Annotated in this window: 27 protein-coding genes; 13 read left to right on the plus strand and 14 right to left on the minus strand. The window is 71.7% G+C overall.

Annotated features, from left to right (window positions below):
* Nucleotides 1-137: 137 nt before the first annotated feature.
* A complete protein-coding gene (locus ACIPYS_RS18345; RefSeq protein ID WP_400747274.1) occupies nt 138-338 on the minus strand; it encodes a DUF397 domain-containing protein in 201 nt (66 codons plus the stop codon).
* 10 nt (nt 339-348) lie between these two features.
* Nucleotides 349-1242 carry a helix-turn-helix domain-containing protein gene (locus ACIPYS_RS18350; protein ID WP_400747276.1) on the minus strand — a complete coding sequence of 298 codons (894 nt, stop codon included), beginning with the start codon at nt 1240-1242 and terminating at the stop codon, nt 349-351.
* 209 nt (nt 1243-1451) lie between these two features.
* Between ACIPYS_RS18350 and ACIPYS_RS18355 the strand changes: the two genes are divergently transcribed.
* The 3 genes from ACIPYS_RS18355 to ACIPYS_RS18365 are packed head-to-tail and all read left to right on the plus strand — an operon-like array spanning nt 1452 to nt 2175.
* The gene (locus ACIPYS_RS18355; RefSeq protein ID WP_400747278.1) at nt 1452-1817 is read left to right on the plus strand and encodes an ATP-binding protein; all 366 of its coding nucleotides are present in this window, start codon (nt 1452-1454) and stop codon (nt 1815-1817) included.
* Entirely contained in the window at nt 1814-2053 is a 240-nt protein-coding gene (locus tag ACIPYS_RS18360; protein ID WP_400747280.1) for a hypothetical protein, read from the plus strand. The genes ACIPYS_RS18355 and ACIPYS_RS18360 overlap by 4 nt, the downstream gene beginning before the upstream one ends.
* Nucleotides 2050-2175: a hypothetical protein gene (locus ACIPYS_RS18365; protein WP_400747282.1), complete on the plus strand. Its 126-nt coding sequence runs from the start codon at nt 2050-2052 to the stop codon at nt 2173-2175. Before ACIPYS_RS18360 ends, ACIPYS_RS18365 begins: the two co-directional genes overlap by 4 nt.
* A 24-nt stretch (nt 2176-2199) precedes the next feature.
* On the opposite strand, the gene ACIPYS_RS18370 is transcribed toward ACIPYS_RS18365, so the two are convergent.
* Nucleotides 2200-2673, minus strand: coding sequence for an Lrp/AsnC family transcriptional regulator (locus tag ACIPYS_RS18370; protein ID WP_093861798.1), 474 nt, complete (start codon nt 2671-2673; stop codon nt 2200-2202).
* A 94-nt stretch (nt 2674-2767) separates the two neighbouring features.
* On the opposite strand from ACIPYS_RS18370, the gene ACIPYS_RS18375 reads away from it, so the two are divergent.
* The 4 genes from ACIPYS_RS18375 to ACIPYS_RS18390 all read left to right on the plus strand — a co-directional run bounded on the left by ACIPYS_RS18375 (nt 2768) and on the right by ACIPYS_RS18390 (nt 5523).
* Nucleotides 2768-3634, plus strand: coding sequence for an LLM class flavin-dependent oxidoreductase (locus ACIPYS_RS18375; RefSeq protein WP_400747285.1), 867 nt, complete (start codon nt 2768-2770; stop codon nt 3632-3634).
* On the plus strand, nt 3631-4062 hold the full coding sequence (locus ACIPYS_RS18380) for a nucleoside deaminase (RefSeq protein ID WP_400747287.1): 432 nt from the start codon (nt 3631-3633) through the stop codon (nt 4060-4062). Before ACIPYS_RS18375 ends, ACIPYS_RS18380 begins: the two co-directional genes overlap by 4 nt.
* Before the next feature lie 243 nt (nt 4063-4305).
* Entirely contained in the window at nt 4306-5130 is an 825-nt protein-coding gene (locus ACIPYS_RS18385; RefSeq protein WP_400747289.1) for a MerR family transcriptional regulator, read from the plus strand.
* A 210-nt stretch (nt 5131-5340) separates the two neighbouring features.
* Nucleotides 5341-5523, plus strand: a complete 183-nt coding sequence (locus tag ACIPYS_RS18390; protein WP_030393399.1) for a PspC domain-containing protein — start codon at nt 5341-5343, stop codon at nt 5521-5523.
* Nucleotides 5524-5685: 162 nt separating this feature from the next.
* On the opposite strand, the gene ACIPYS_RS18395 is transcribed toward ACIPYS_RS18390, so the two are convergent.
* The 3 genes from ACIPYS_RS18395 to ACIPYS_RS18405 all read right to left on the minus strand — a co-directional run bounded on the left by ACIPYS_RS18395 (nt 5686) and on the right by ACIPYS_RS18405 (nt 8575).
* Nucleotides 5686-6030 (minus strand): ATP-binding protein, encoded by a 345-nt coding sequence (locus ACIPYS_RS18395; RefSeq protein ID WP_197698615.1) that lies wholly within the window; start codon nt 6028-6030, stop codon nt 5686-5688.
* A gap of 211 nt (nt 6031-6241) precedes the next feature.
* Nucleotides 6242-7390: an adenosine deaminase gene (locus ACIPYS_RS18400; protein ID WP_093861794.1), complete on the minus strand. Its 1149-nt coding sequence runs from the start codon at nt 7388-7390 to the stop codon at nt 6242-6244.
* Nucleotides 7391-7621: 231 nt separating this feature from the next.
* A complete protein-coding gene (locus tag ACIPYS_RS18405) occupies nt 7622-8575 on the minus strand; it encodes a LysR family transcriptional regulator (protein WP_093861793.1) in 954 nt (317 codons plus the stop codon).
* 107 nt (nt 8576-8682) lie between these two features.
* On the opposite strand from ACIPYS_RS18405, the gene ACIPYS_RS18410 reads away from it, so the two are divergent.
* From ACIPYS_RS18410 to ACIPYS_RS18425, 4 genes are all read left to right on the plus strand, one after another.
* Nucleotides 8683-10029, plus strand: a complete 1347-nt coding sequence (locus tag ACIPYS_RS18410) for an MFS transporter (protein ID WP_400747292.1) — start codon at nt 8683-8685, stop codon at nt 10027-10029.
* Nucleotides 10030-10038: 9 nt separating this feature from the next.
* Nucleotides 10039-10392, plus strand: coding sequence for an AbrB/MazE/SpoVT family DNA-binding domain-containing protein (locus ACIPYS_RS18415; RefSeq protein WP_400747294.1), 354 nt, complete (start codon nt 10039-10041; stop codon nt 10390-10392).
* A complete protein-coding gene (locus ACIPYS_RS18420; RefSeq protein WP_400747296.1) occupies nt 10379-10672 on the plus strand; it encodes a hypothetical protein in 294 nt (97 codons plus the stop codon). Before ACIPYS_RS18415 ends, ACIPYS_RS18420 begins: the two co-directional genes overlap by 14 nt.
* Before the next feature lie 106 nt (nt 10673-10778).
* Complete coding sequence (locus ACIPYS_RS18425; protein WP_400747298.1) at nt 10779-11486, plus strand: alpha/beta fold hydrolase; 708 nt, start codon at nt 10779-10781, stop codon at nt 11484-11486.
* Nucleotides 11487-11559: 73 nt separating this feature from the next.
* Here the strand turns inward: ACIPYS_RS18425 and ACIPYS_RS18430 are convergent, their stop codons facing one another.
* Nucleotides 11560-14052 (minus strand): PKD domain-containing protein, encoded by a 2493-nt coding sequence (locus ACIPYS_RS18430; RefSeq protein ID WP_400747300.1) that lies wholly within the window; start codon nt 14050-14052, stop codon nt 11560-11562.
* A 211-nt stretch (nt 14053-14263) separates the two neighbouring features.
* Between ACIPYS_RS18430 and ACIPYS_RS18435 the strand changes: the two genes are divergently transcribed.
* Nucleotides 14264-14818 carry a Uma2 family endonuclease gene (locus ACIPYS_RS18435; protein ID WP_400747302.1) on the plus strand — a complete coding sequence of 185 codons (555 nt, stop codon included), beginning with the start codon at nt 14264-14266 and terminating at the stop codon, nt 14816-14818.
* 34 nt (nt 14819-14852) lie between these two features.
* Here ACIPYS_RS18435 and ACIPYS_RS18440 read toward each other — a convergent pair whose 3' ends face one another.
* From ACIPYS_RS18440 to ACIPYS_RS18470, 7 genes are all read right to left on the minus strand, one after another.
* Entirely contained in the window at nt 14853-16130 is a 1278-nt protein-coding gene (locus ACIPYS_RS18440; protein WP_093861788.1) for a thymidine phosphorylase, read from the minus strand.
* A 186-nt stretch (nt 16131-16316) separates the two neighbouring features.
* Nucleotides 16317-16733, minus strand: a complete 417-nt coding sequence (locus tag ACIPYS_RS18445) for a cytidine deaminase (protein ID WP_286158576.1) — start codon at nt 16731-16733, stop codon at nt 16317-16319.
* Nucleotides 16730-17995 carry an ABC transporter permease gene (locus tag ACIPYS_RS18450; protein WP_093861787.1) on the minus strand — a complete coding sequence of 422 codons (1266 nt, stop codon included), beginning with the start codon at nt 17993-17995 and terminating at the stop codon, nt 16730-16732. The genes ACIPYS_RS18445 and ACIPYS_RS18450 overlap by 4 nt, the downstream gene beginning before the upstream one ends.
* A complete protein-coding gene (locus tag ACIPYS_RS18455) occupies nt 17992-19155 on the minus strand; it encodes an ABC transporter permease (RefSeq protein WP_093861786.1) in 1164 nt (387 codons plus the stop codon). The genes ACIPYS_RS18450 and ACIPYS_RS18455 overlap by 4 nt, the downstream gene beginning before the upstream one ends.
* Before the next feature lie 4 nt (nt 19156-19159).
* A complete protein-coding gene (locus ACIPYS_RS18460) occupies nt 19160-20701 on the minus strand; it encodes an ABC transporter ATP-binding protein (RefSeq protein ID WP_400747494.1) in 1542 nt (513 codons plus the stop codon).
* Nucleotides 20702-21063: 362 nt separating this feature from the next.
* A complete protein-coding gene (locus ACIPYS_RS18465) occupies nt 21064-22125 on the minus strand; it encodes a BMP family protein (RefSeq protein ID WP_093861785.1) in 1062 nt (353 codons plus the stop codon).
* A 328-nt stretch (nt 22126-22453) separates the two neighbouring features.
* The gene (locus tag ACIPYS_RS18470) at nt 22454-23707 is read right to left on the minus strand and encodes an amidohydrolase (RefSeq protein WP_400747306.1); all 1254 of its coding nucleotides are present in this window, start codon (nt 23705-23707) and stop codon (nt 22454-22456) included.
* A 495-nt stretch (nt 23708-24202) separates the two neighbouring features.
* On the opposite strand from ACIPYS_RS18470, the gene ACIPYS_RS18475 reads away from it, so the two are divergent.
* The gene (locus ACIPYS_RS18475; protein WP_093861783.1) at nt 24203-24946 is read left to right on the plus strand and encodes an SDR family oxidoreductase; all 744 of its coding nucleotides are present in this window, start codon (nt 24203-24205) and stop codon (nt 24944-24946) included.
* The last annotated feature ends 16 nt before the right edge of the window (nt 24947-24962 follow it).

Genomic DNA, 24962 nt, shown 5'->3' on the forward strand with positions numbered 1-24962 from the left:
CGCCCCCCACAAACCGGGCGGGCCTCCCCCCCCGCGGCCCGGGGGGGGCCACCCCCCCCGTCGGCCGGGCGTGGGGGGGGCCCCCCCCCGTCGCCCCGCCCCCCCCCACTTCATGGTGCTTCCCGGGGCCGGACCGATCAGGCGAGGTGGTCGAACTCGCCGGCCTTGACCGCGAGGAGGAGCGCACGGAGCTTCTCTGCGTCGAGGGCCAGGACGACACCCGGGTCGTCGGACTCTCTCAGATGACGAAGTCCCGGCCCACCGGTGGCGAGTTCAACGCAGCTGCCACCCTCGTTCGAGCCGCTGAACGATGACTTCTGCCAACGGATTTCTGACATCGGGCGCCCTTCACGTCTGGAGCAGGTAGAGAAGATGTCGGATGAGCCCGCACGAGTCGCGCGAAGACGAGAGCGCGAGGGGCGAACGGCCGGTGTCGACCGGAGGCAACGCGAGGTCGCTCAGCTGATTGAACGTCCTGCGGTACGTCACGATCGAGTGCCGGTCGCCAAGATACTCGACGCGGCTCGGGTGATCCACAACAACGGTGGAGAGATTCTCCGCCCCTGGGTCCAGCAACAGGAATTGGCCCGTATGCGGAGGCTTCTTCAACGCCGCGAACGGCAGGACCTGGATCGTCACATTGGGCAGCTCGGCCACCTCGAGCAGGTGCGCCAGCTGCGCCCTCATCACCGCGTCCCCGGGAAAGCGCAGGCGCAGAGCCGTTTCGTGAATGACGAATCGGAACTGCCGTCGCGGCAGATCGTTCAGGATGCGCTGCCGATTCATGCGGAACTCGATCTCGGCCTCCGCATCGAACCTCCGATCGCGGTAAGCGCCTTCGAAGATCGCCTCGGCATACGCGGGCAACTGCAAGAGACCGGGCAGGTAGAACGTTTCGTAGTTGTCGATCAGCGCCGCGCTGTCCTCCGTCTCGGCCAGGTCGAGCGTGAGCAACGGCACGCGATCGGCGAACTCCGACCACCAACCCTTGCCTGTTCGCCGCCCCATGTCCGCGAGCTTGGCCCGGTAGACAGGATCCTCACAACCGTAGGCGTCGAGCCAGATCCCCAGCCGTTCCTGATTGAGGCCGGTTCGTCCCGCCTCCGTGTGACTGACGGCCGGGCTTCTCATGCCCACCAGCGCGCCGGCCTCCGGAGCCGACAGGCCCGCCGCCATGCGAAGGCGCTGCAACTCCTCGCCGAAGCGGCGCTGCCGCTGACTGATCTCTCCCCTGAGCCCCACGGCGGTTCCTTCCCTCGCCCCACAGTGTTCCGCATCGGCTGGCGCCGTCACTACCTGCCAGGCGTCACCCACACGGGTCAACCTTGCCCTTTTGGTTGTAACAATATGACCCGTCGGCCTAGCCTCGGTGTTGCACCAGTCACATGACAGGGCGTCAGAGACGCCTTGCGTGCCAATGAATCAATCCTCCCCGCACTCCGGAGGTCGCCATGCGTGCCCATGTTCCGCCCGACTGGTCCGTCGTCCGTCACGAACTGCGCAAGCTCCTCACCTCGGCCGACTGGCCGCCGGACACCGTCCACACCGCCGAACTCGCCTTGCACGAGCTGTTCGTGAACGCCTGGAAGCATGCCGGGACCCCGGCTCCGCACGTCATCGTGTCCCTCTGCCCCCGCGTCCTGCGCGTCTCCGTGTGCGACGACAGTCCGGTGCTCCCCGAAGCCCACACCCCCGTCGATCTCTACGCCCTGTCCGGGAGGGGCCTTCACCTCGTCCAGGCGCTGACCGATCGCTTCGGTGCCACCAGCAACAAACACGGCAAGGTCGTCTGGTTCGAACTGGAGCCCGCCGCATGAGCCTCGAACCCCTGGCGCCCCACGACAGGATCCTCCGCACCTACACCGAGCCCGAGGTCTCCGCCCTCCTCCGCGAACTCCACGAGCGGGGCAGGCCCTTCGGCATCCAGTGGGGTTCCGCCGCCGTGAACGGCACCACCATCGACGGCCGCCTCCTCGTCGACTTCGGCGACACCTCCGTCGCCACTCTCCTCAACCTGCTCGCCCTGCTGCGCGAAAAGGGCGGGTCCCGGTGAACTTCCTCGTCGGCGCCGCCTTCGCCGTCCTCCTCGCCCTCGCCTTCGCCACCGTCGTCACGGGCGTCATCACCGCCCTGAAGGTGCACGGCGAGGACGAGGAGAACCGCCCCGACCACTGATCCGCTCCACTCATTGCAGCCTTGCTACTGCTCCGCCGCCACCGTGCGAGGCACCGCCGGGCCGCGGAAGGCCAGGGGGCGGCTCAGGACCAGGTTGGTCGTCGTACTCCCGAACTGCGCCAGCTCGTCGACGATCTCCTCCAGGTGCCCCATCGACGTGGTGGCGATCTTCAGCGAGTAGCAGTCGTCGCCGGTCGTCCGCAGGCACTCCAGGATCTCCGAACGCTCCTCCAGCAGCCGCCGCAGCGGCTCGTGCCGTGCCGCCGGCCCGGGGTACTTGAGGCGGACGACCGCCAGTACCGGGTACCCGGTCCGCTCCAGGTCCACCTCGGCCCGGTAGCCCGTGATCACCCCCGCCGTCTCCAGCCGCCGCACCCGCTCCGTCGTGGCCGACGCGCTCAGGTTCACCCTGCGCGCCAGCTCGGCGAACGCGATCCGCCCGTCCTCCTGGAGCTCGGCCAGGATCGCCCAGTCCGTCGCGTCAAGAATCTCGGTCATGTGCCCAGATTGCCGGTGATTCCACGGCCGATCAACCCCTGAACCGGTGGATGCCTCTTCAGTCAACCCGCCTTCCGTACCTAGGCTTTCGGGCGTGAAGATCGGAGTCAACGTCCCCAACTTCGGCCCCGGCACCGACCCGGCGGCCCTGCTCACCTGGGCCCGGACCGTCGAGGGCCTGGGCTTCGACCTGCTGATGGTCTCGGACCACGTCGCCATCACCCCCGACGTCGCCGTGCGCTACCCCGCCCCGTTCTACGAACCGTTCACCACCCTCGCCTGGCTCGCCGCCCACACCGACCGGGTCCGGCTCGGCACCACCGTCCTCATCGCCCCCTACCGCCACCCGCTCCTCACCGCCCGGACGGCCGCCAACCTCGACGCGCTGAGCGGTCACCGCCTCGTGCTCGGCGTCGGAATCGGCTGGGCGCGGCAGGAGTTCGCCGCCCTCGGCGTTCCCTTCGAGCAGCGCGGCCGCCTCACCGACGAGCACCTGCGCCGCCTGCGCGCCGCCTGGGCGGACAGCGCCGACTACGGCACCCGCCGCATCCCGCTCTGGGTCGGCGGCAACAGCGACGCGGGCCTGCGCCGTGCCGTCCGCCTCGGCGACGCCTGGCACCCGCTGCGGCCCACCACACCGTGGCTGTGCGAGGCCGCGCATCGGCTGCGGGCGTACGCGGACGAACACGACCTGCCTGCACCGGCGTTCGCGCCCCGGATCGCCCTCAGGCTCACGCCCGCACCGGTCGCCGGACCGCAGCGGCTCGCGGGCGAGGGCAGCATCGAGCAGATCTCCGCCGACCTCGCCCGGCTCCGGCTGCTGGGCGCCGACACCCTCGTCCTCGACCCCTACCACGGCGACCCGGAGCAGACCCGCGACCCGGCACCGGCGCGGGAGGCCCTCGCCGCCGTCGCAGACCTGCTGCACCTCGCACCGACCCGAACGGAACAGCCCTCATGACGCTCACCGCCGCCGACCACGCCCTGCTCCGCCGCGCCATCGCCCTCGCCGTCGAAGCCCGCACCCACGGCGACCCGCCGTTCGGCTCGCTGCTGGCCGCCCCGGACGGCACCGTGCTGGCCGAGGAGCGCAACACCACGCGCACCGACCGGGACCTCACCGCGCACCCCGAACTGAAGCTCGCCCGCTGGGCCGGACGGGAGCTGGACCTCGCCACGGCCTCCCGGACGACCCTCTACACCAGTTGCGAGCCCTGCCCGATGTGCGCGGCCGCGCTCCGGCAGGCCGGCCTCGGCCGGGTCGTGTTCGCGCTCTCCGGCGAGCAGTTGCTGGGGATCCGGCCGGGGAGCGGCCTCCCGCCCGTACCGCAGGAGGGCCCGGCACTGTTCGAGGAGGTCCGGGCCGCCGTCGAGCCGTACTACCGCTGAACCTGGCGGGTCCGGGGCACTTTGCAAAGCCCTCCCGGGCTTTGCAAAGTGTGGAAACACTTTGCAAAGTGCACTTTGCAAAGTGCGGGGCAGGAAGTGCCGGGAGGGGAAGGGCGAGGCGAAGCGGGAGAGGCGAAGCGGGAGAGGCGAAGCGGGAAGGGCGAAGCGGGAAGGGCAGCAGCCGCACGCGCGACCCCCGGGCGGGTTGCCCCTGCCCCAGGGGCAGGGGCAAGAGTTGGCTCCGTGCACGAGGACTTGATCACCATCGGGGAACTCTCCACCCGCACCAGGCTCAGCCCCAAGGCGCTGCGCCTGTACGGGGACCGGGGGCTGCTGGCGCCGACCCGGGTCGACCCGCACACCGGGATCCGCCGCTACGGCCTCGCCCAGGCCGAACGGGCGCGCCGGATCGCGCTGTTGCGCGCCGTCGGCATGCCGCTGGCCCGGATCGCGGCTGTGCTCGACGCGGACGGCGACGAGCCGCCCCGGCTGCTCGACGCCTACTGGCGCGAGCAGGAGTCCGCGCACACGGCCCGCCGGGAGGCGGTGGGCTACGCCCGGGCAGTGCTGACCGGAAGGGGTTCCACCATGTACCGGATCGCGGAGCGCGAGGTGCCGGAGCAGAAGGTGCTGTGCCCGCGCCGCCGTGTGACGGCCGCCGGACTCGTCGGCTTCATCGGCGAGGCCGGCGAGTCACTGCTCGCCCACCTCGAGTCGACGGACGCATGCCTGTCCGGACCGATCTTCGCCGTCTTCCACGGCCACGTGGACGAGGACTCCGACGGCCCGGTCGAAGTGTGCGCGCCGACGCTGAACACCGTCGAGCCGGTAGGCCGGATCGCCGTGAGGATCCACCCGGCGCACCGCGAGGCGTACACAGAACTGACGGCCGCAAAAAGGGACTTCGCGGCGATGGCGGCCGTCCACGACGCGGTCGGCGCCTGGGTCGCCGAGCGGGGGTACGAGCGCTGCGGCGGCAACCGGGAGGTGTACTACCCGAACTTCATGACCGCCGGACCGAACGATCACGTCTCGGACGTCACCGTCCCGTTCCGTCCGCGCGGGTAGCCGAGACGCGCCGGTTCCCCTTCCCCGCCCCCGTCAATCTCCGGGGCGCCCCTGAGCGGAACCCCGAGAGCGACTACTGCCCAACGGCGACGCAGGTCAGGGACAGGATCGGCTTCCGGGCGGAGGAATCGGGCGGCCCGAGGACGGAGCATGGAGGTACGCCAGCCGGAGGGACCGGTCACCGGCGCCACCAGAGCAACGGAGTTCACCATGAGCCGCCTCGCCCGCCCCCGCCACAACCGCGTCATCGCCGGCGTCTGCGCCGGGATCGCGGAGCGCTTCGGACTCACCCCGTGGACCGTCCGGATCATCTTCCTGGTGTCCTGCCTGCTGCCCGGCCCGCAGTTCCTGATCTACCTGGCGCTCTGGCTGTTGCTCCCCCAGGAGGCGTGACACCGTGGCCCGGCACCCCCGGGCCCCGGTGCACCTCACCGGGGCCCGGAAAGCACCCGGGGCCCGGAAAGCACCGGGGCAAGCACGGAACGGCCGAAGGGGCCGCCCACTCCTCGACGGGAGTGGGCGGCCCCTTCGGCCGTTCGGAGCCTTGCGGCAGGATCAGCCGCCGAGGCCCGGAAGCATGCCGGTGAGCCCGCCGATCGGGGTCTTGTCGAGGCCCGGAACGCTCGGCACACCGGCCCGGTTGGCGGTGGCCGGAGCGGCGGCCTGGCCCGCGCTGGGCGCGAGGGTGCCGAGGGTGCCGCTGACCTTGTCGGCGACCGGCAGCTTGCCCGCCGCGTCGGTGACGGCGCCGGTGGCCGCCGGGTTGGTCAGCAGGGAGGTCGGGAGCCCGAGGCCACCGGTGGCGGCCGCAGGGGCGGCGGACGCGGCGCCGGCGCCGACCGCGGCGATGGCGATGCCGAGCGCGGCGGTGCCGGCGGCCTTGAGAGTGGCCTGCTTCATCTGGTTAGTCCCCTTGGGTCCTCGTCGGTGGCCGACCCGCGCGACTGGCGCAACGGGGGCCCGTCCACCACAGCCGGTCAGCAATGACTGGCACACCGTAGTGATTGGATCGCACGAGGATCAACGGCGGTTCACCCACTCGAGGGAGTAGTCGGATGAACGCCAATTTCCTTGGCGGAAAAGGTCGTTCATCCGACCACCGAGCGACGACTCAGGCGCCGTTGCTGAACAGCCACTCGGCCTTGAGCTCGGCGTAGCCCGGCTTGATCACGTCGTTGATCATCGCGAGCCGCTCGTCGAACGGCAGGAACGCCGACTTCATCGCGTTCACGGTGAACCACTCCATGTCGCCCAGCGTGTAGCCGAAGGCCTCCACCAGGTGCTCGAACTCGCGGCTCATGCTGGTGCCGCTCATGAGCCGGTTGTCGGTGTTCACGGTGACCCGGAACTTCAGCCGGCTGAGCAGCCCGATCGGGTGCTCGGCGTACGAGGCGGCGGCGGCCGTCTGGAGGTTGGAGGTGGGGCACATCTCCAGCGGAATGCGCTTGTCGCGCACGTACGCGGCGAGGCGGCCCAGCTTGACGGTGCCGTCCTCCTCGACGGTGATGTCGTCGACGATCCGCACGCCGTGGCCGAGGCGGTCGGCGCCGCAGCACTGCAGGGCCTCCCAGATCGACGGCAGGCCGAAGGCCTCGCCCGCGTGGATGGTGAAGTGGTTGTTCTCGCCCTTGAGGTAGTCGAAGGCGGCCTGGTGGCGGGTGGGGGGGTAACCCGCCTCGGCACCGGCGATGTCGAAGCCGACGACGCCGCCCTCGCGGTGGCGGTTGGCGAGCTCGGCGATCTCCTGCGAGCGGGCGGCGTGCCGCATCGCGGTGATCAGGGTGCCGATCCGGATCCGGTGGCCGGCCGCGCGGGCGTTGGCCTCGCCGAGGCGGAAGCCCTCCTGGACGGCCTCGACGACCTCGTCGAGGGTCAGGCCGCGCTCCAGGTGCTGCTCGGGGGCGTAGCGGACCTCGGCGTAGACGACGCCGTCGGCGGCGAGATCCTCGGCGCAGTCGGCGGCGACCTTGATCAGCGCCTCACGGGTCTGCATCACGGCGCAGGTGTGGGCGAAGGTCTCCAGGTAGCGGACCAGCGAGCCGGAGTCCGCGGCCTCGCGGAACCACTCGCCGAGCTCCTTGGCGTCGGTGGTGGGGAGGCCCTCGTAGCCGACGGCGGCGGCCAGCTCGACCACGGTCTCGGGGCGCAGGCCGCCGTCGAGGTGGTCGTGCAGGAGCACCTTCGGGGCGCGGGCGATCTGGTCGGGGGTGGGAATCCGGGGGCCGGTGCCCGCGGTGGTGACGGGGATCTGCTTCTCCATTGCGGGAGTGTAGCTCCTACGCGCGTAGACAGGCCACCGTTCACAGGGCCGAATCGTCCAATGTCCACCGGGAATTCCACCGAACGGACGATTCGGGTCATCTGCCCGCAGGACACCCACCCGGACGGCCCGGCACCACCGCCCGACCGCCCAGCGCCCGACCGCCCGACCGCCCGACCGCCCACAGGCCACCGCCCCGACCCGCGCCCGACCCGCCCCGCCCCGCCCCGCTCAGTCGTGCGCCAGCAGCCGCCCGCGCCGCGACAGCACGAAGTCCCGGAACGCCGCCACCGGTGGGGTCACCGGCCGCCCCGGCGCCCAGGCCAGCCCGATCACCCGCCGGGTGCGCGGCGCCGTCACCTCCAGCTCCACCACCCCCGGCCGCGGCACCAGCGCCGGCGGCAGCAGTGCCACGCCCAGCCCCGCCGCGACCAGCCCGCGCAGGGTCTCCGTCTCCTCCCCCTCGAAGGCGAGCCGCGGCACGAACCCGGCCTCCGCGCAGAACCCGTCGGTGATCGCCCGCATCCCGTACCCGCGCTCCAGCCCGACGAACGGCTCCTCGGCCACCTCCGCCAGCCGGATCCGGCGCCGCCCGGCCAGCCGGTGGTCCGCCGGGACGGCCAGGTACAGCCGCTGCTCGTCCAGCCTGCGGGCCACCAGCGCCGGATCGTCGTCCGGCAGCGGCGAGACCAGGCAGAGGTCCAGCTCCCCCGCGCGCAGCCGGTCCAGCATCGCGCCCACGTAGTCCTGCACCAGCTGGAACCTGACCTGCGGGTACGCCCGCCGGAAGTCCCGCAGCAGGGCCGGCACGGTGTCCGTCCCCATGGTGTGCAGGAAGCCGAACGCCACCCGGCCGGTCTGCGGGTCGGCCTCCGCCCGCGCCGCCTCGGCGCCCCGCTCGATCTCGGCCAGTGCCCGTTCCACCGAGGCCAGCAGCAGCCGGCCCGCCCGGGTCAGCCGGACCGTGCGGCCCTGACGGGCCAGCAGGTCGACACCCAGTTCGGCCTCCAGCCGGGCCACCGCCCGGGACAGCGTGGGCTGCGGCACGCCCAGCAGCTCCGCCGCCCGCGTCACGTGCTCCAGCCGCGCTACGGCCGCGAACTGGGCGAGCCTCGGTGCCAGTTGGACGGCCGGGAGCCCGGGCCCCAGCTCCGCCGGAAGGGTCGGCTCGGTCACACCGGTCATCAGACTGCCCCGTCCCTCGTCCGTGAGCTGGACTCATGCGTCCAGGTATGGATTATTGCCCGATCATGCATTGGACGCATCAGTGCGGCGGTTCTACCTTCGACGTCATGCAGCCCTCCAGTACCGGGGCGTCCGTGGCCACCTCGGACGCCCTCGCCCGGCCGACCCCCCGCCCGGACGACCGCCACCGTCCGGACAGCCGACGCGCGGCCGGAATCCGTCCGGACGACCGCCACCGCCCCGGCCAGCGCTCCTTCCGCCGCGCCAACCTGGCCCTGTTCGCCGCCGGAATCGCGACCTTCGTCCTCCTCTACTCCACCCAGGGCCTGCTGCCGGTCCTCTCGGACGACCTCGGCCTCACCCCCGGGCAGGCCAGCTGGACGGCGTCCGTCGCCACCCTCGGTCTCGCCCTCGGCCTGCTCCCCGCGAGCGCGCTCTCCGACCGCTACGGCCGCACCGCCGTGATGACGGCCTCCACCCTGGCCGCCGCCGCCCTCGCCCTCGCCCTGCCGTTCGCGCCGGACCTCACCACCCTGGTCGTCCTGCGCGGCCTCCAGGGCGCCGCGCTCGCCGGACTGCCGGCCACCGCGATGGCCTACCTCGCCGAGGAGGTCCACCCCTCCGCGCTGGCCTCGGCGATGGGGCTGTACGTCGCGGGCAACAGCATCGGCGGCATGGGCGGACGGCTGGTCTCCGGCTGGGTCGCGGCCGGATTCGGCTGGCGCTGGGGGCTCGCGGCCTCCGCCGTCCTCGCCCTGCTGGCCGTGCTGGCGTTCCGGCTGCTGATCCCCGCCGCCCGGCACTTCACCCCGGCCCCGGTGGACCCCCGCGCCCTGGCCCGCACCGTCGGCCGCCACCTGCGCGACCCGCTGCTGCTGCGGTTGTACGCGCTGGGGCTGCTGTTCATGGCCGTCTTCGGCGCCGTCTACAACACGGTCGGCTACCGGCTGATCGCCGCGCCCTTCCACCTGCCGGAGTCCGTCGCCGCCTCGATCTTCGTGGTCTACCTGGTCGGCACCGCCACCTCGGCCGCGGCGGGACGCCTGGCCGGCCGGCTCGGCCGCCGCGGCGCGCTGTACGTCGCGATCGGCACCACCACGCTCGGGCTGCTGCTCTCCCTCGCCGACTCGCTGTTCCTGGCGCTGCTCGGACTGGTGCTGATCACCGCCGGCTTCTTCGCCGGGCACGCCACCGCCTCCTCGGCCGTCGGGCGCACCGCCACCGAGGGCCGCGCCCAGGCCTCCGCGCTCTATCTGATCGCCTACTACCTGGGCAACAGCCTCGGCGGCACGATCGGCGCCGACGCCTACCACGCGACCGGCTGGCCCGGCGCCGCCACCGTCGGTCTGACCGCGATGGCCCTGGCCGCGGGCGTCACCCTCTACGCCACCCACCGGGCCCACGCCGGCGCCCGCCGAACCGAAGGGCTGCCAAGCAGACTTTCGGCCCAGTAGACTTTCCTCATGGCAGACCTCAAGCGCCGCCGTCGCCCCCACCTTGTGTCCACGCCCGTGCGGAAGAAGGGCGTGGTCACCATCCCCCAGGAGATACGGGAACAGTTGGACCTTCAGGAGGGCGACCAACTCGTGGTCGCGGTGGAGGACGGCCGCATCGTCCTGACCCCGGCCTCCGTCGTCCCGGACGACCAGGCGTGGTTCTGGAGCCCGTCCTGGCAGGACAAGGAGAACGAGGTCGACGAGGCCCTCGCCCAGGGAGAGCGCGGCGAGGTCTTCCAGGACGGCGAGGGGTTCCTGCAGTCACTCGCCGATGAGGCGGGACTGGACCTGGGGGAGATCAAGCGCCGTGCCGACGTATGAGTCCCTGGCCCATTTCCTCCGGGACTGGAAAAACCTCACGCCGGACCAGAAGGCCGCGTTCCTGCTCTCGGTCGCCCAGTTCGTCACCGACCTCCGGACCGGACAAGGCTTCCGGCGCGGGCTGCGGGTCAAGAAGATGCAGGGCCACCCCGATATCTGGGAGCTGACCTGGGCACCCAACGGCAGGGCCACCTTCAGCTACGGCACCCCGGTCCAGGAGGGCGAGCCCCACATCGTGTGGCGCCGGATCGGCACCCACGACATCTTCGGTCGCCCCTGAGGGCCCGTTTCCGTTCGCACGCGGCGGATACCTGACACTCGCTGTCAGGTATCCGCCGTAGTTTCGGCCGCGTCCCGACCGGCACAGCGCGAGCAGAGGAACCACCATGGCCACCTTCGTCCTCATCCCCGGTGTCCTGCACGGCGGTTGGTGGTACCGGCCGATCACCGAGGGCCTGCGGGCCGCCGGACACGAGGTCCACCCGGTGACGCTGACCGGGGTGAGCGAGCGCGGCCACCTCAACACCCTGGCCGTCGACCTGGAGACGCACATCCAGGACGTGCTCGGCCTGCTGGAGGCCGAACGGATCACCGACGCCGTCCTCGTCCCGCACAGCTACGGCGGCATGGTCGCCTCCGGCGTCGCCGACCGGGCCCCGGAGCGGATCGCCGGGCTGGTGTACGCGGACGCGTTCGTGCCGCGCGACGGCGAGTCCGCGTACGACATCGTCAACGACGTCTGGAAGCGGCGCTACCTGGCCGGCGCCGCGGCGGGCGGCGGGCGCACCCTGGTCGGCCTGAACCCGGCCCTGGACCCGCGCGCCACGGTGCACCCGCTGGCGACCCTGCTCCAGCCGGTCCGGCTCTCCGGCGCCGCCGACGCCCTGGACGTCCCCCGGGTCTACCTGCACGCGGAGCGCTTCGAGGACACCCCGTTCCTCGACACCGTCGACCGTCTGCGCAACGACCCGGCCTGGACCGTCCACACCCTCCCGGTCGGCCACGACCTGGTCCGCGAGGCCCCGGAGGAGTTCCTGGAGTTCGCCCTCACCGCCGCCCCCGAGAAGGTCTCGCGTCGACCCGGGAACCTGTGACGCCGTCCTGAGGCCCGGCTCCTCCCACGGGGGGAGCCGGGCCTCAGGCGTTCTTCGGTTCTCCGGGCCGCTGCTACTGGTTGCGGTAGTAGCCGAAGAGGTCGGCGATCACGTCGGTGGTGCCGGCGTGGTTGGCGAGCTCGAACGTGCCCTCGGGGCTGACCGGGACGGTGGCGTGGTTGGAGACGTCCGTCCCGGGGGTGGCGTTGAGGTTGCTGGTGTCGGGCTTGGCCGTCCCGGTGGCCCACGCGGTGAGGTGGGTGGCACCGAGGGTGCCGGTCGCGGTCAGGTTGACCACCGCGGCGCTCGCGCCGGTGGGCACGCGCCAGACCCGCTGGCTGGTGAACGGCGCGAAGGTGACGTTGCCCCGCGAGTCCAGCAGGCGGGTCGGGGTGACCGGGGTGAACAGGCCCTTGCCGTCCGGGCTGTAGTAGCCGGAGACGTCCACCACGAGGTGGGAGCTCTCGGCGTTGGTGAACAGCTCGACGCTGCCGTCGGCGCCGAGCGGGACGACGACCTGGTTGGCGATGTTCCGGCCGGGGGCGGTGTTGAGGTTGGAGCCGGCCGCGGGGCGGGCCGTGCCGCCGGGATAGACGGCGACGAAGCCGGCCGAGGCGGACTCGGTGGCGGTGACGTTGAGCACCGCGGAGGTGGCGCCCGCCGGGACGCCGCCGGTGCCGGCGATCTGGAGGCGTCGGGGGGTGCCGCCGGTCAGCGGGGTGCCGTCGGAGCGGGTGTCGAGCAGCCGGGCCGGGGCGAGGGAGGTGAAGCGGTCCGGGGCGGCGGCCGTGAAGTAGCCGAGGACGTCGGCGACGGCGTGCACGGTGCCCGAGTTGTTGCGCACCACGACCTTGCCGTCCGGGCCGATCGGGACGGTCACCAGGTTGGCGACGTCCTGGCCGGGGCCGAAGTTCACGTTCGAGGTGGTCGGCCGGGCGGCGGCGGACGGGTAGACGTCCAGGTGGCTGTCGGCGGTGCCCTCGGTCGCGGTCAGGTTGAGCACGACGGCGGTGGCACCCGCGGGCACCAGGGTGGCGGAGCCGGGCTTGCGGACGTCCAGGTCGATGGTCTCGCCGGCGCCGAGCCGCGGGTAGCGGCTGCCGGCCTCACGGGTGTCCAGGACACGGGTCGGCGCGATCGCGGTGTAGCCGGCCGGGGTGTAGGCGACGCTGAACCACTTCTGGCGCGTCAGGGTGGCACCGAGCTCGTCGGTGGCCGTGAGCTTCACCGTGTAGTCGCCGGGCTTGGCGTACACGTGGCGCTCGACGGGGCGGTCGGGCCCGGAGGCCGTGGTGCCGTCGCCGAAGTCGTAGGAGTAGTCGGCGATCCGCGTCGGCATGACGGGGTTGGCGTCGATCCGGACGGCCAGCGGGTCGGAGTCGCTGTCCGGGGTCACCGTGAGGTCGGCCTTGAAGGAGCCGACGACCTCGTAGGCGCCGCGGTCGCGGAACGCCCCGCTCGGGCCGGCGTCGGGGGCGCCGGGGTGGTCGACCGGGCGGTGGCCGAACAGGTCGACGGCCGGGGTTCCGGGCACGTCGGGACCGGCGGAGTCGACCACGATGCCGGGCTGCCAGGTGTCGAGCAGGGCCGTCGGCACCGAGAACGGGAACTGGTCGAAGTCGAAGCTCATCGAGTACGGGTTCAGGTCGTGGGCGCCCTGGCCGGTCGCGGCCTTCAGCTGCGGGGCATCCAGGTAGTCGGTGCCGCCCCACTTGTAGACCGGGGTGTAACCGGGAGAGGGCGACTCGACGGTGTTGTGGTCGAGGACGGTGCCCTCGGTCGAGCCGGCCGAGACCTGGACGACGGACATGTCGGCGACGTTGTTGGTGATCGTCGCGTGGTGGGACGCGCCGGCCAGGTCGATCGCGGTCGACACGCTCCACTGGTAGCGCACGGTGTTGTGGGTGATGACCGTGTTCGGCGCGTCGGTCACCGACACGGCCGACCCGAAGGTGGAGCTGAAGTCGTTGCCGGCGATCACCGTCCCGGTCGCACCCGGACCGACCTTCACGCCGCCGTGGGGCAGGCTGACGAGCGAGCGCTCGACCCGGACGCCGTCGCTGGCACCGGTGATGCTCACGGCGGGCCGGAAGATGCCGCCGTTCGGCTGCTGGATCCAGTTGCCGGAGAGCTCGACCCGGCTGACGGCGTCGAGTTCGAAGTGGGTCAGGTTGAAGCCGGAGAACACGATGTCGTGCCGGCCGGACATCTTCACCGGCTGCTTCTGCGCACTGCTGATGACCGGGAAGGACTTCCGCTCGAGGAGACTGCCGCCCCCGCGGAAGGTGATCGGCCTGCCGGGCTCGCCGGAGCGCTTGACGACCAGGTCCTCGGCGTAGGTGCCCGGGGCGACCTCCACGGTCTGGCCCGGCAGCGCCTGGTCGGCGGCGGCCTGGACGGTGCAGAACGGCTGGGCCCGGGTGCCCGGACCGCTGTTCGTGCAGGCGCCGTCGGAGCCCTGGACGTACAGGACGGCGGCCGGTTCGGCCGCCGTCGCGGGCAGCGGCAGGCCCACCACGACGGAGACCACGGCGGCGCTCAGACCGGCCGTGTGACGGATGCGCACGGTGTACTTCTCCCCCAAGAATCGTCAAAGCCGCGACACCCGCGGCCGTTCCCGACCCTGGTGGGCCGTGCCCGACCCGATGGAGTGTCTGCGGAGCATTGGTGAGAATTATGGGGGTGGGGTCGGACGTCTCCGACCGTGGGGTGCGGTTGACCCGGGCGGCCGCCCGGGACGGGCGCGGCTGTCGTCGGCCGTCACTAGACTCCGGAACATGAGCATCGATCCTGCCGTGTACGCCCGGTTGCGCGAGATCGCCGATCAGCTGCCGCAGATTCCCGGGATAGGGAAGATCGAGATCGCGGACGGCGAGATCGTCATGATGATGTCGCCGGTGAGGAAGCACGAACTCGCCGTGCTCCGCATCGCCCGGCAGCTCAACGCCCAGGTACCGCTGACCCACCCCGGCCACGTCGCACATCCGGGCGCCGATCTGGAGGACGTCGGCCTGGGACGCCTTCGCAATCCCGACCTGATGGTGTTCTCCGAAAAGGCTTTGGAGAGCGACCAACCCGCGCTCCTGCCGCACGAGGTCCTGCTGGTCGTCGAGATCGTCTCGAAGTCCAACCCCGACAACGACTACCACGCCAAGGTCCGCGACTACGCGGCCATGGGCATCCCGCTCTACCTGCTCGTCGACCCGCGCAAGGGCACCGGCATCGTGCACGACGAGCCCGGCTACACCAGGCGCAAGGAGTTCGCCTTCGGTGACACGATCACCGTCGGCCCGTGGACCCTCGACACCGGCGGTCTGCTCACGTACGCCTGACCGGGCGTACGTGAGCAGACCGGCCGTCCGTCCGTCAGGCGATCCGGTCCAGCACGATCGGGTTCGGGGTGAACGCGGTACCGGCCGGGGAGACCTCGATGCCACCGGCGAGGGCCTCGATCGCGTACTCGAAGCGCTCCGGGGTGTCGGTGTGCAGGGTCAGCAGCGGCTGGCCGGCCACCACGGTGTCGCCCGGCTTGGCGTGCATCTCGACGCCGGCGCCGGCCTGCACCGGGTCCTCCTTGCGGGCGCGGCCGGCACCGAGGCGCCAGGCGCTGACACCCACGGCGTAGGCGTCCAGGGTGGTGAGCACACCGGAGGCCGGGGCCGGGATCACGTGCTGCTCGCGGGCGACCGGCAGCGGGGCGTCCACGTCGCCGCCCTGGGCGGCGATCATGCGGCGCCAGTGGTCCATCGCGGAGCCGTCCCGCAGCGCGTCGGCCGGGTCCTTGCCGTGCACGCCCGCGGCGGCGAGCATCTCGCGGGCCAGTGCCAGGGTCAGTTCGACGACGTCGGCGGGGCCGCCGCCGGCCAGCACCTCGACCGACTCGCGGACCTCCAGCGCGTTGCCCGCGGTGAGGCCGAGCGGCGTCGACATGTCGGTGAGCAGGGCCACCGTGTTGACGCCGGCGGTGGTGCCGAGGCCGACCATGGTGCGGGCCAGCTCGCGGGCGTCGTCGAGGTTCTTCATGAACGCGCCGGAGCCGACCTTGACGTCCAGGACGAGCGCGCCGGTGCCCTCGGCGATCTTCTTGGACATGATCGAGGAGGCGATCAGCGGGATCGCCTCGACGGTGCCGGTGACGTCGCGCAGGGCGTACAGCTTCTTGTCCGCCGGGGCGAGGCCGTCGCCGGCCGCGCAGATGACCGCGCCGGTGTCCCGCAGCACCTGGAGCATCTCCTCGTTGGAGAGCAGGGCGCGCCAGCCGGGGATGGACTCCAGCTTGTCGAGGGTGCCGCCGGTGTGGCCGAGGCCGCGGCCGGACAGCTGCGGCACCGCGGCGCCGCAGGCGGCGACCAGCGGGGCGAGCGGCAGGGTGATCTTGTCGCCGACGCCGCCGGTGGAGTGCTTGTCACTGGTGGGCTGCGCCAGCGAGGAGAAGTCCATCCGGACGCCGGAACGGATCATCGCGTCCGTCCAGCGGCTGATCTCGCCCGGGTTCATGCCGTTCAGCAGGATGGCCATGGCCAGCGCGGACATCTGCTCGTCGGCGACCTCCCCGCGGGTGTAGGCGTCGATGACCCAGTCGATCTGAGCATCGCTCAGCTCTCCGCGGTCGCGCTTGGTCCTGATGACGGAGATGGCGTCCATGGATGCTCCATTGCTCCAAGAGAGGTTCAACAAGAGGGGTTCAAGAAGGGAGATTCACGATGCGGGGTTCGACCGGCGGCGTTCGGGACGCGGGGCGGAAAAGGCGAAGAGTGTCGCGAGTCGACCCGGAAGGGCCCCACTCGCGACACTCTACGCGCGTAACAAACGGCAAGGCCAGAGCCGCGCCTACAGGCGCTCCGGCCCGAACGCGTCGGGCAGGACCTCACTCATCGGCCGCACCCCGGAGGGCAGCTCGACCAGCAGGTCCGGACCGCCGTGCTCGAACAGCAGCTGGCGGCAGCGGCCGCACGGCATCAGCAGTTCGCCCGCCCCGTCCACACAGGTGAACGCGGTCAGCCGGCCGCCGCCGGTCGCGTGCAGCATGGAGACCAGACCGCACTCGGCGCACAGCGCCAGACCGTACGAGGCGTTCTCCACGTTGCAGCCGGTGACCGTCCGGCCGTCGTCCACCAGGGCGGCGGCGCCGACCGGGAACTTGCTGTACGGCGCGTACGCGTGGCTCATCGCCTCGCGCGCCGCCGCCCGCAGCGCGTCCCAGTCGACCGCCGCGGCCGCTCCGGCCGCCTCGGCCGCGGGCGTCACTTGCCCTGGCCCTTGCGGTAGATCTGACCGTCCGCCTTCGGCGGGCGCAGCCGCTGGGAGGCCAGCGCGAGCACCACCAGGGTGATCACGTACGGCGTGGCGACGATCAGCGGACGCTGCACCTCGTCGGTGGTGAAGTACCAGGCGAACAGGCCGCCGGAGACCACCGCGGTGATCACGGCCGCGGTGTGCTTGCGGCGGTACAGGTGCCAGGCCGCCAGCAGCGCCATCGCGATGGCGACCACCAGGATCAGCGCGTGCACCGACTCGGGGTCGCGCAGCTGGAGGCTGTCGGTGAAGCCGAACAGGCCGGCGCCCATGGCGAGGCCGCCGGGCATCCAGTTGCCGAAGATCATCGCCGCGAGGCCGATGAAGCCGCGGCCGTTGGTCTGGCCGTCCTTGTAGAAGTGCGCCGCGACCAGCGAGAGGTACGAGCCGGCGAGGCCCGCGAAGGCGCCGGACATGATGACCGCGAGGTACTTGTACTTGTAGACGTTGACGCCCAGCGACTCGGCCGCGGTCGGGTTCTCGCCGCAGGAGCGCAGCCGCAGACCGAACACCGTGCGCCAGAGGGCGAAGTAGCTCGCCACGATCAGCGCGCCGGCCAGCAGCACGACCACCGAGATGTTGGTGACCAGGCCGCCGAGCACACCGGCGACGTCGGAGACCACGAACCAGTGGTGCGCCTCGATGTCCTTCAGCCCCGAGGAGAGGCCGGGGACGGTGATGTACGGCAGCGGATCGGCCGGCGGGGACTGGTTCGCGCCGGCGCCGACGGAGATGTAGTCCTTGTAGTAGATCCGGTTGACGTAGGCGCAGATGCCGGGGATCAGCAGGTTGACGCCGACGCCGGACACGATGTGGTCGACGCCGAAGGTCACCGTGATGACGGCGTGCAGCAGGCCGCCCAGCGCACCGCCGAGCATGCCGGCCACCAGGCCGAACCACGGGTTGACCAGGTAGCCGCCCCAGGCGCCGCAGAAGGTGCCGGCGACCATCATGCCTTCGAGGCCGATGTTGACCACGCCGGCCCGCTCGGACCAGAGACCGCCCAGACCGGCCATGCCGATCGGCACGGCGGCGCTGAGCGCGGCGGTGACCTGACCGGAGGAGGTCAGCGAGTGGTTGCCGGTGATGACGCCGACGACCGAGAAGAGGACCAGGGCGCCCGCGATCAGCAGCAGCACCACCGGCCAGGACATCTTGCGCTTCTTGGCGGGAGCACCCGGCGCCTTGGCGCGGGCAGCGGTGGCCGTGCTCATGCGGACACCTCCTTCTTCTCGGCGGCCGCGGCGGCCTGGGCGGCGAGCTCGGCGCCGACCTTCTGCTGCTGGCGCTTGAGGCCGTAGCGGCGCACCAGCTCGTAGGCGACGACGACACAGATGACGATGGTGCCCTGCATGACCGGGACGATCTCGAACGGGAAGCCGCCGTTCTGCGGCAGCGGCAGCTGCGAGCCGGTCGCGTCCAGGAACGCGAACAGCACCGCCGCGAAGGCCATGCCGATCGGGCTGTTGCGGCCGAGCAGGGCGACCGAGATGCCCAGGAAGCCGAGGCCGGCCTGGAAGCTCTGGCCGAAGTTGTAGGAGTTCTGCAGCAGCTCGGGCAGGCCGATCAGGCCGGCCAGCGCGCCGGAGACCACCATCGAGACGACGACCATGCGCTTGACGTTCACGCCGGACGCGGTGGCCGCGGTCTCCGAGCGGCCGGTGGCGCGCAGGTCGAAGCCGAAGCGGGTGCGGGTCAGGGTGAACTGGAAGGCGACGCCGACCAGGATCGCGATGAAGAGGAAGCCGTAGAGCGGGCCGCCGTCGGTGTTGATCGCGAAGAAGTGGCTGGACTCCGAGACCGGGGCGGTCTGGATCGAGTTGCTGGTGCCGCTCTTCTGCGGCGCGAAGATGCCGGGGACGAGCAGCAGGCCGACGATGGCCACCGCGATGGCGTTCAGCATGATGCTCGAGATGACCTCGCTGACGCCGCGGAAGACCTTCAGCAGACCGGCGATGCTCGCGTACAGACCGCCGACCAGCATGGCGGTGATCAGCAGCAGCGGGATCTGGATGAACGACGGCAGGTCGAGCTGGCTGCCGACGTAGGCCGTGAACAGCGCGGCGACCTTGTACTGACCCTCGACACCGATGTTGAAGAGGTTCATCCGGAAGCCGAAGGCGGCGGCCGCGGCGGCCAGGTAGTACGTGGTGGACCGGTTGAGGATGGCCACCTGGCCGTCCGACTTGGTCGCGTACGTGATCATCACGTTCCAGGCGTCGAACGGGTTCTTGCCCGAGGTCGCCAGCAGGACGGAACAGATCACGACGGACAGCAGCACGGCGAGCACCGGCGCTGCGAGGGCGAGGACGATCTTCTCGCCGTCGAACCGCTTCGCCCGCGCGGGCTGGGCGGCGGGGTTGGGACTGGTCATGTGGCTACTCCCCCGCCTGCTGGTCGTCGGCGGTGTCGGTGGGGGCGGTGTCGGTGGGGGCCGCGGACTGCGCGGCCTCGGTGCCCTCGGCCGCCAGGGCGTGCGCCTCGGCGACCGCCTCCGGCTCGGACTCGATGTGGCCCTGGGCGGCACCGGTCATCGCGGTGCCGAGGTCCTCGGCGGTCACGGTGGCCGGGTCGGCGTCGGCGACCAGCCGGCCGCGGTAGATCACCCGGATGGTGTCGGAGAGGCCGATCAGCTCGTCCAGGTCGGCCGAGATCAGCAGCACGGCGAGGCCGGCCCGCTGGGCGACCCGGATGTGCTCCCAGATCTGCGCCTGGGCGCCGACGTCCACACCGCGGGTGGGGTGGGCGGCGATGAGCAGCTTGGGCTGGTGGCTCATCTCGCGGCCGATGATCAGCTTCTGCTGGTTGCCGCCGGAGAGGGAGGCCGCGGTGACCTCGATGCCGGGGGTGCGGACGTCGTACTCCTCGACGATCCGCTGGGTGTCCTTGCGGGCGGCGGCCGGGTCGAGCAGCACGCCCTTGGAGTTGGGCCGCTCGGTGACGTGGCCGAGGATCCGGTTCTCCCAGAGCGGGGCCTCCAGCAGCAGGCCGTGCCGGTGGCGGTCCTCGGGGATGTAGCCGATGCCGGCCTCGCGGCGGGCCCGGGTGAGGGTGCCGGAGAGGTCCTTGCCGTCCAGGGTGACGCTGCCGCCGTCCAGCGGGAGCATCCCCATCACGGCCTCGACCAGTTCGGCCTGGCCGTTGCCCTCGACACCGGCGATGCCGAGGATCTCGCCCTTGTGGATGCGCAGCGAGATGTCGTCCAGGACGACGCGCTCGATGCCCTCGGCGTCGGTCTTGGCGATCCGCAGGCCCTCGACGCGCAGCATCTCGTCGGTGGTGACGGTGGACTCGCGGCTCTCCGGGGAGGGCAGCTCGGCGCCGACCATCAGCTCGGCGAGCTGGCGGGCGGTGACGCTCCTCGGGTCCGCGTCGCCGACGGTGGTGCCGCGGCGGATGACGCTGATCGCGTCGGCCACCGAGAGCACCTCGTGCAGCTTGTGCGAGATGAAGATGACGGTGACGCCCTCGGCCTTCAGCTCCCGCAGGTTGTCGAACAGGGCGTCGACCTCCTGCGGGACGAGCACCGCGGTGGGCTCGTCGAGGATCAGGATCTTGGCGCCGCGGTAGAGCACCTTGAGGATCTCGACCCGCTGGCGGTCGGCCACGCCGAGGTCCTCGACCAGGGCGTCCGGGCGCACGCCCAGGCCGTACTGGTCGGAGATCTCCTTGATCTTCGCCTTGGCCTTGCCGCCGATGCCGTAGAGGTGCTCGCCGCCGAGGACGACGTTCTCCCACACGGTGAGGTTGTCGGCGAGCATGAAGTGCTGGTGCACCATGCCGATGCCACGCGCGATGGCCTCGCCGGGGGTGTTGAACTCGCACTGCTCGCCGTTGATCGCGATGGTGCCCTCGTCCGGCTTCTGCATGCCGTAGAGGATCTTCATCAGCGTCGACTTGCCGGCGCCGTTCTCGCCCATGAGGGCGTGCACGGTGCCGGTGCGGACGGTGAGGTTGATGTCGTGGTTGGCCACGACGCCGGGGAAGCGCTTGGTGATGCCGCGCAGTTCGACGGCCGGTGTCGCCGTCCCCGCGCTGGGGTTACCGCCCGTGGTCGGGGCGGGGTCGGATGCGGTGATGGCGGTCTCCTGGTGGTCTGGAGGCGCGTCGTTGCGCTGGAGGGCCAAAAGCGGAAGAGCCTGGGGGGAAAGGCTTCGGGGACGGGACGGGGCCCGGGGGTACGCACTGAGCGCACCCTTCCGGGCCCCTCCCTGAAGTTGCGTCCATCATCGCGCTGCCGGGCAGGCGGCAGCGGCAACGACGTCCGGTCGAACCGTGGGCCTTACAGCTTGGACGGGTCGGTCGGGACGGTGGTGGCGCCGTTCTTGATGGCCGTGGAGGCCTCGTCGAGCTTGCTCTTGATGTCGTCGATCTTGCCGCCGGTGGTGGCGAGCGAGACACCGTCGGCCTTGAGGTCGAAGTTCTTCACACCGGTGAAGACCTGGCCCTTCTTGGCGGACTCGATGTAGGCGAAAACGGCCTTGTCGACGTTCTTGACCATCGAGGTCAGGATGCTGTTCTTGTACTTCGCCAGGGCGGGCTGGGCGGCCTGGTCGGAGTCGACACCGATGGCCAGGGCGCCGGCGCCGGCGGCGGCCTCGATGGCACCGTTGCCGGAGGAGCCGGCGGCGGTGTAGATGACGTCGGCCTTCTTGTCGAGCTGGCCCTGCGCGGCTTCCTTGCCCTTGTCGGGGGCGGCGAAGCCGGAGAAGTCCGGCGGGGTGGTCAGGTAGGTGACCTCGACCGGGATGCTCGGGTCGACGGACTTGACGCCCGCGCGGTAACCGGCCTCGAACTTCTTGATCAGCTCGGTCTGCACACCGCCGATGAAGCCCACGTGCTTGGTCTTCGTCTTGAGGGCGGCGGCGACACCGGCGAGGTAGGAGCCCTCCTGCTCGGAGAACGTCAGCGAGGTGACGTTGCTCGGCTGGGTGTCGGACGCCGAGTCGATGATCGCGAACTTGGTGTTCGGGTTCTCCTTGGCGACCTTCTCGACGGCGGCCTGGTAGACGAAGCCGACCGCGATGACCGGGTTGTAACCGGCGGTCACCAGGTTCTTGAGACGGGTCTCCTTGTCGGCCTCGGCCTCGCCGGTCTTGGCGTCGGCCTCGGTGACGGCGACACCGAGCTGGGACTTGGCCTGGTCGAGACCGCGCGCGGCGGAGTCGTTGAAGGACTGGTCGCCACGGCCGCCGATGTCGTAGGCCATACCGACCTTCAGCGCACCGTCGGAGGCACCGGAGGAGGCGGAAGTGTCATTGCTCTTTGCGCCGCAAGCGGCGAGCGAGGCGATGCCCAGGGAACCCGAGAGCACAACCGCAGCGAGCTTAGTAGAACGGCGCAAGGGAATATCTCCTTCTCACACGCACCCGTTTAGCGTGGTCGGACGCCACCGTAACGCGCGTAGAACACGGTTGTGTTACGGGCCGCCGGAGCATTCGGGTTGTTACCAAACCGTGGTCTCACGGTCCACCCGACACTCCTTTCCCCTTCACTGAGGGTGATTGGAACTGGCCCAGCCCAGTGTACGTAACCCGAAATAAAGGGAGTATTGCGACAAACCGGACACCCTGGGTGGGTGTCCGGTTCAGGTCGGTACGAGGGAGTGTGTCAGGGCGTCCCGGGCCCCGTGCGGTCAGGGCGGGGTCAGGGCGTACGGCGCTCCGGCGGGGTCACGGCGTCCCGGGTTCCAGTGCCAGCGCGGCGAACAGCTCGACCCCGACCGCGATCGCCCGCTCGTCCACGTCGAAGCGGCCCTGGTGCAGGTCCCGGACGGCCGTGTCGCCGGGCGGGCGGACGCCCAGCCGGGCCAGTGCGCCGGGGGCGTGCTCGAGGTACCAGGAGAAGTCCTCCCCGCCGAGCGACTGCTCGGTGTCCTCCACCACGGTCGCCCCGGGCCCGCCGAAGCGCGCGGTCATCGCGGCGTCCAGCAGGGCGACCGAGCCGGCCTCGTTGACCACCGGCGGCACGCCCCGGTGGTAGTCCAGCGTCCACTTGGCGCGGTGGGTCTCGGCGAGCCGGGCGATCAGCTCGTGCAGCAGGTCCGGCGCCTGCCGCCAGCCTTCCAGCTCCAGGCAGCGGACGGTGCCCTCGAGTTCGGCGTGCTGCGGGATGACATTGGGCGCGGAGCCGGCGGCGATCCGGCCCCAGACCAGCGAGACGCCCCAGCGCGGGTCCATCCGGCGGGCCAGCGCGGCCGGCAGCTCGGCGGCGGTCCTGGCGATCGCGGTGACCAGATCGGTGGTCAGGTGCGGCCGGGCGGTGTGGCCGCCGGGGCCGTCCAGGTGCAGGACCAGCCGGTCGCAGGCCGAGGTGATCGCCCCCACCCGCAGGCCGATCCGGCCCGCCTCCACCTTGGGGTCGCAGTGCACGGCGAAGATCCGGCCGACGCCCTCCATGCCGCCGGCCGCGATCACGTCCAGGGCGCCGCCGGGCATGACCTCCTCGGCGGGCTGGAACACCAGCCGGACCGGGCAGCGGAGTTCCCCGGTCCGGGCCGCCTCGGCGAGCACCAGCGCGGTGCCGAGCAGCACCGAGGTGTGCACGTCGTGACCGCAGGCATGGGCCCGGCCGGGGACGCTCGACCGGTAGGGCACCTCGGTCTTGGCGTCGTCGATCGGCAGGGCGTCGATGTCGGCGCGGAAGGCGAGGAACTCGGCCCCGCGCGGGGCGGACCCGGGAACGATGTCGACGAGCATTCCGGTGCCGCCCGGGAGGATCCGGGGGGCGAGGCCGGCCGCGACCAGACGGTCGCGCAGCCGGCCGGTGGTACGGAACTCCTGGCGGCCCAGCTCCGGGTGCCGGTGCAGGTCCCGCCGGAAGGCGATCAGCTCGGGCTCCAGCTCGCGTACCCGGTCACGGAGACCGGCGGCGGGGCGTGCAGCGGTGAGGGTGACGGCCGACTGGGCGGACTCACGACGGTTCATCTCAACAAGGGTAGGCCCGTTGGGGGGATTTGGCCCGACTTCCGGAAAATCACTGCCCGGATGGGCGCATACCGGCCGCGCCGGTGGGTATGACATCTTGTTTCAGCCGCCTTCCCCATGGTGCCTGCCCAGTGCAACGACCGTCGGCGGCGGCGGTAACGCCGCTCCCGGCCGGACGGTTCGCGGACGCTCCGGGCGGCGGCGCCCGGCTCCGGACAGTTCGAATCCTGGCTCAAAAGCGTTCGACCCGGCCCCCGGTGGCCCGCGCCCCTCGTCCCGGCCCCCACCACCCGCGCGGACGCCTCGTCCCGGTCCCCGGCACACCCGTGCGGACGCCCCCGCCCCGGCCCCCTCCACCCGCGCGGACGCCCCCGTCCCGGCCCCTTCCACCCGCGCGGACGCCCCCGTCCCGCTCCCGGTGGCCCGCGCCCGCGCCCCCCGCCGGCGCTCTTGAGATGATCGGCCGAACCGACCGGAGCTATCCCAGGAGTGGCAATGACCGAGCAGAAGGTGGCCGTCGTCACCGGTGCGAGCAGCGGGATCGGCGCGGCGACCGCCCGCCGGCTCGCCGCCGAGGGCTTCGAGGTGGTGCTGACCGCCCGCCGGACCGACCGGATCGAGGCGCTGGCCAAGGAGATCGGGGGCCGCGCCCACACCCTGGACGTCACCGACCGGGCCGCCGTGGACGCCTTCGCGGCCGGGCTCGGCCGGGTGGACGTCCTGGTGAACAACGCCGGCGGCGCGATCGGCGCGGAGAGCGTGGAGCACGGCGACCCGGCCGACTGGCTCGCCATGTACCAGGTCAACGTGCTCGGCGTGCTGCACATGACCCAGGCGCTGCTGCCGGCCCTGCGGGCGAGCGGCGACGGCACGGTGCTGGTCATGTCGTCCACCGCCGCGCTGGCCGCGTACGAGGGCGGCGGCGGCTACGTCGCGGCCAAGCACGCCGCGCACACCATCGCCGCGACGCTGCGGCTGGAGCTGTGCGGGGAGCCGATCCGGGTGATCGAGATCGCCCCGGGCATGGTGAAGTCCGAGGGCTTCGCGGTGACCCGCTTCCGCGGCGACGAGCAGAAGGCGGCCGCCGTGTACGCCGGTGTCGCCGAGCCCCTCGACTCCGAGGACATCGCCGACACCGTCGCCTGGGCGGTCACCCGGCCCCCGCACGTCAACATCGACCTGCTGGTGGTCCGCCCCCGCGCCCAGGCCGCCAACCACAAGGTGCACCGCGAGCTCTGACCCGGACCGGCCAGGA

It is taken from the genome of Kitasatospora sp. NPDC089913 (genome assembly GCF_044748625.1).
Classification (GTDB): domain Bacteria; phylum Actinomycetota; class Actinomycetes; order Streptomycetales; family Streptomycetaceae; genus Kitasatospora.

Bases quoted from the DNA above. Each gene is read 5' to 3' on its own strand.
- ACIPYS_RS18355 (WP_400747278.1), top strand. From the start codon at position 1,452: ATGCGTGCCCATGTTCCGCCCGACTGGTCCGTCGTCCGTCACGAACTG.
- ACIPYS_RS18345 (WP_400747274.1), bottom strand. From the start codon at position 338: ATGTCAGAAATCCGTTGGCAGAAGTCATCGTTCAGCGGCTCGAACGAG.
- ACIPYS_RS18415 (WP_400747294.1), top strand. From the start codon at position 10,039: ATGGCAGACCTCAAGCGCCGCCGTCGCCCCCACCTTGTGTCCACGCCC.
- ACIPYS_RS18435 (WP_400747302.1), top strand. From the start codon at position 14,264: ATGAGCATCGATCCTGCCGTGTACGCCCGGTTGCGCGAGATCGCCGAT.
- ACIPYS_RS18380 (WP_400747287.1), top strand. From the start codon at position 3,631: ATGACGCTCACCGCCGCCGACCACGCCCTGCTCCGCCGCGCCATCGCC.
- ACIPYS_RS18425 (WP_400747298.1), top strand. From the start codon at position 10,779: ATGGCCACCTTCGTCCTCATCCCCGGTGTCCTGCACGGCGGTTGGTGG.
- ACIPYS_RS18460 (WP_400747494.1), bottom strand. From the start codon at position 20,701: ATGGGCGAGAACGGCGCCGGCAAGTCGACGCTGATGAAGATCCTCTAC.
- ACIPYS_RS18475 (WP_093861783.1), top strand. From the start codon at position 24,203: ATGACCGAGCAGAAGGTGGCCGTCGTCACCGGTGCGAGCAGCGGGATC.
- ACIPYS_RS18370 (WP_093861798.1), bottom strand. From the start codon at position 2,673: ATGACCGAGATTCTTGACGCGACGGACTGGGCGATCCTGGCCGAGCTC.
- ACIPYS_RS18440 (WP_093861788.1), bottom strand. From the start codon at position 16,130: ATGGACGCCATCTCCGTCATCAGGACCAAGCGCGACCGCGGAGAGCTG.
- ACIPYS_RS18450 (WP_093861787.1), bottom strand. From the start codon at position 17,995: ATGAGCACGGCCACCGCTGCCCGCGCCAAGGCGCCGGGTGCTCCCGCC.
- ACIPYS_RS18455 (WP_093861786.1), bottom strand. From the start codon at position 19,155: ATGACCAGTCCCAACCCCGCCGCCCAGCCCGCGCGGGCGAAGCGGTTC.
- ACIPYS_RS18395 (WP_197698615.1), bottom strand. From the start codon at position 6,030: ATGAAGCAGGCCACTCTCAAGGCCGCCGGCACCGCCGCGCTCGGCATC.
- ACIPYS_RS18400 (WP_093861794.1), bottom strand. From the start codon at position 7,390: ATGGAGAAGCAGATCCCCGTCACCACCGCGGGCACCGGCCCCCGGATT.
- ACIPYS_RS18410 (WP_400747292.1), top strand. From the start codon at position 8,683: ATGCAGCCCTCCAGTACCGGGGCGTCCGTGGCCACCTCGGACGCCCTC.
- ACIPYS_RS18405 (WP_093861793.1), bottom strand. From the start codon at position 8,575: ATGACCGGTGTGACCGAGCCGACCCTTCCGGCGGAGCTGGGGCCCGGG.
- ACIPYS_RS18360 (WP_400747280.1), top strand. From the start codon at position 1,814: ATGAGCCTCGAACCCCTGGCGCCCCACGACAGGATCCTCCGCACCTAC.
- ACIPYS_RS18470 (WP_400747306.1), bottom strand. From the start codon at position 23,707: ATGAACCGTCGTGAGTCCGCCCAGTCGGCCGTCACCCTCACCGCTGCA.
- ACIPYS_RS18390 (WP_030393399.1), top strand. From the start codon at position 5,341: ATGAGCCGCCTCGCCCGCCCCCGCCACAACCGCGTCATCGCCGGCGTC.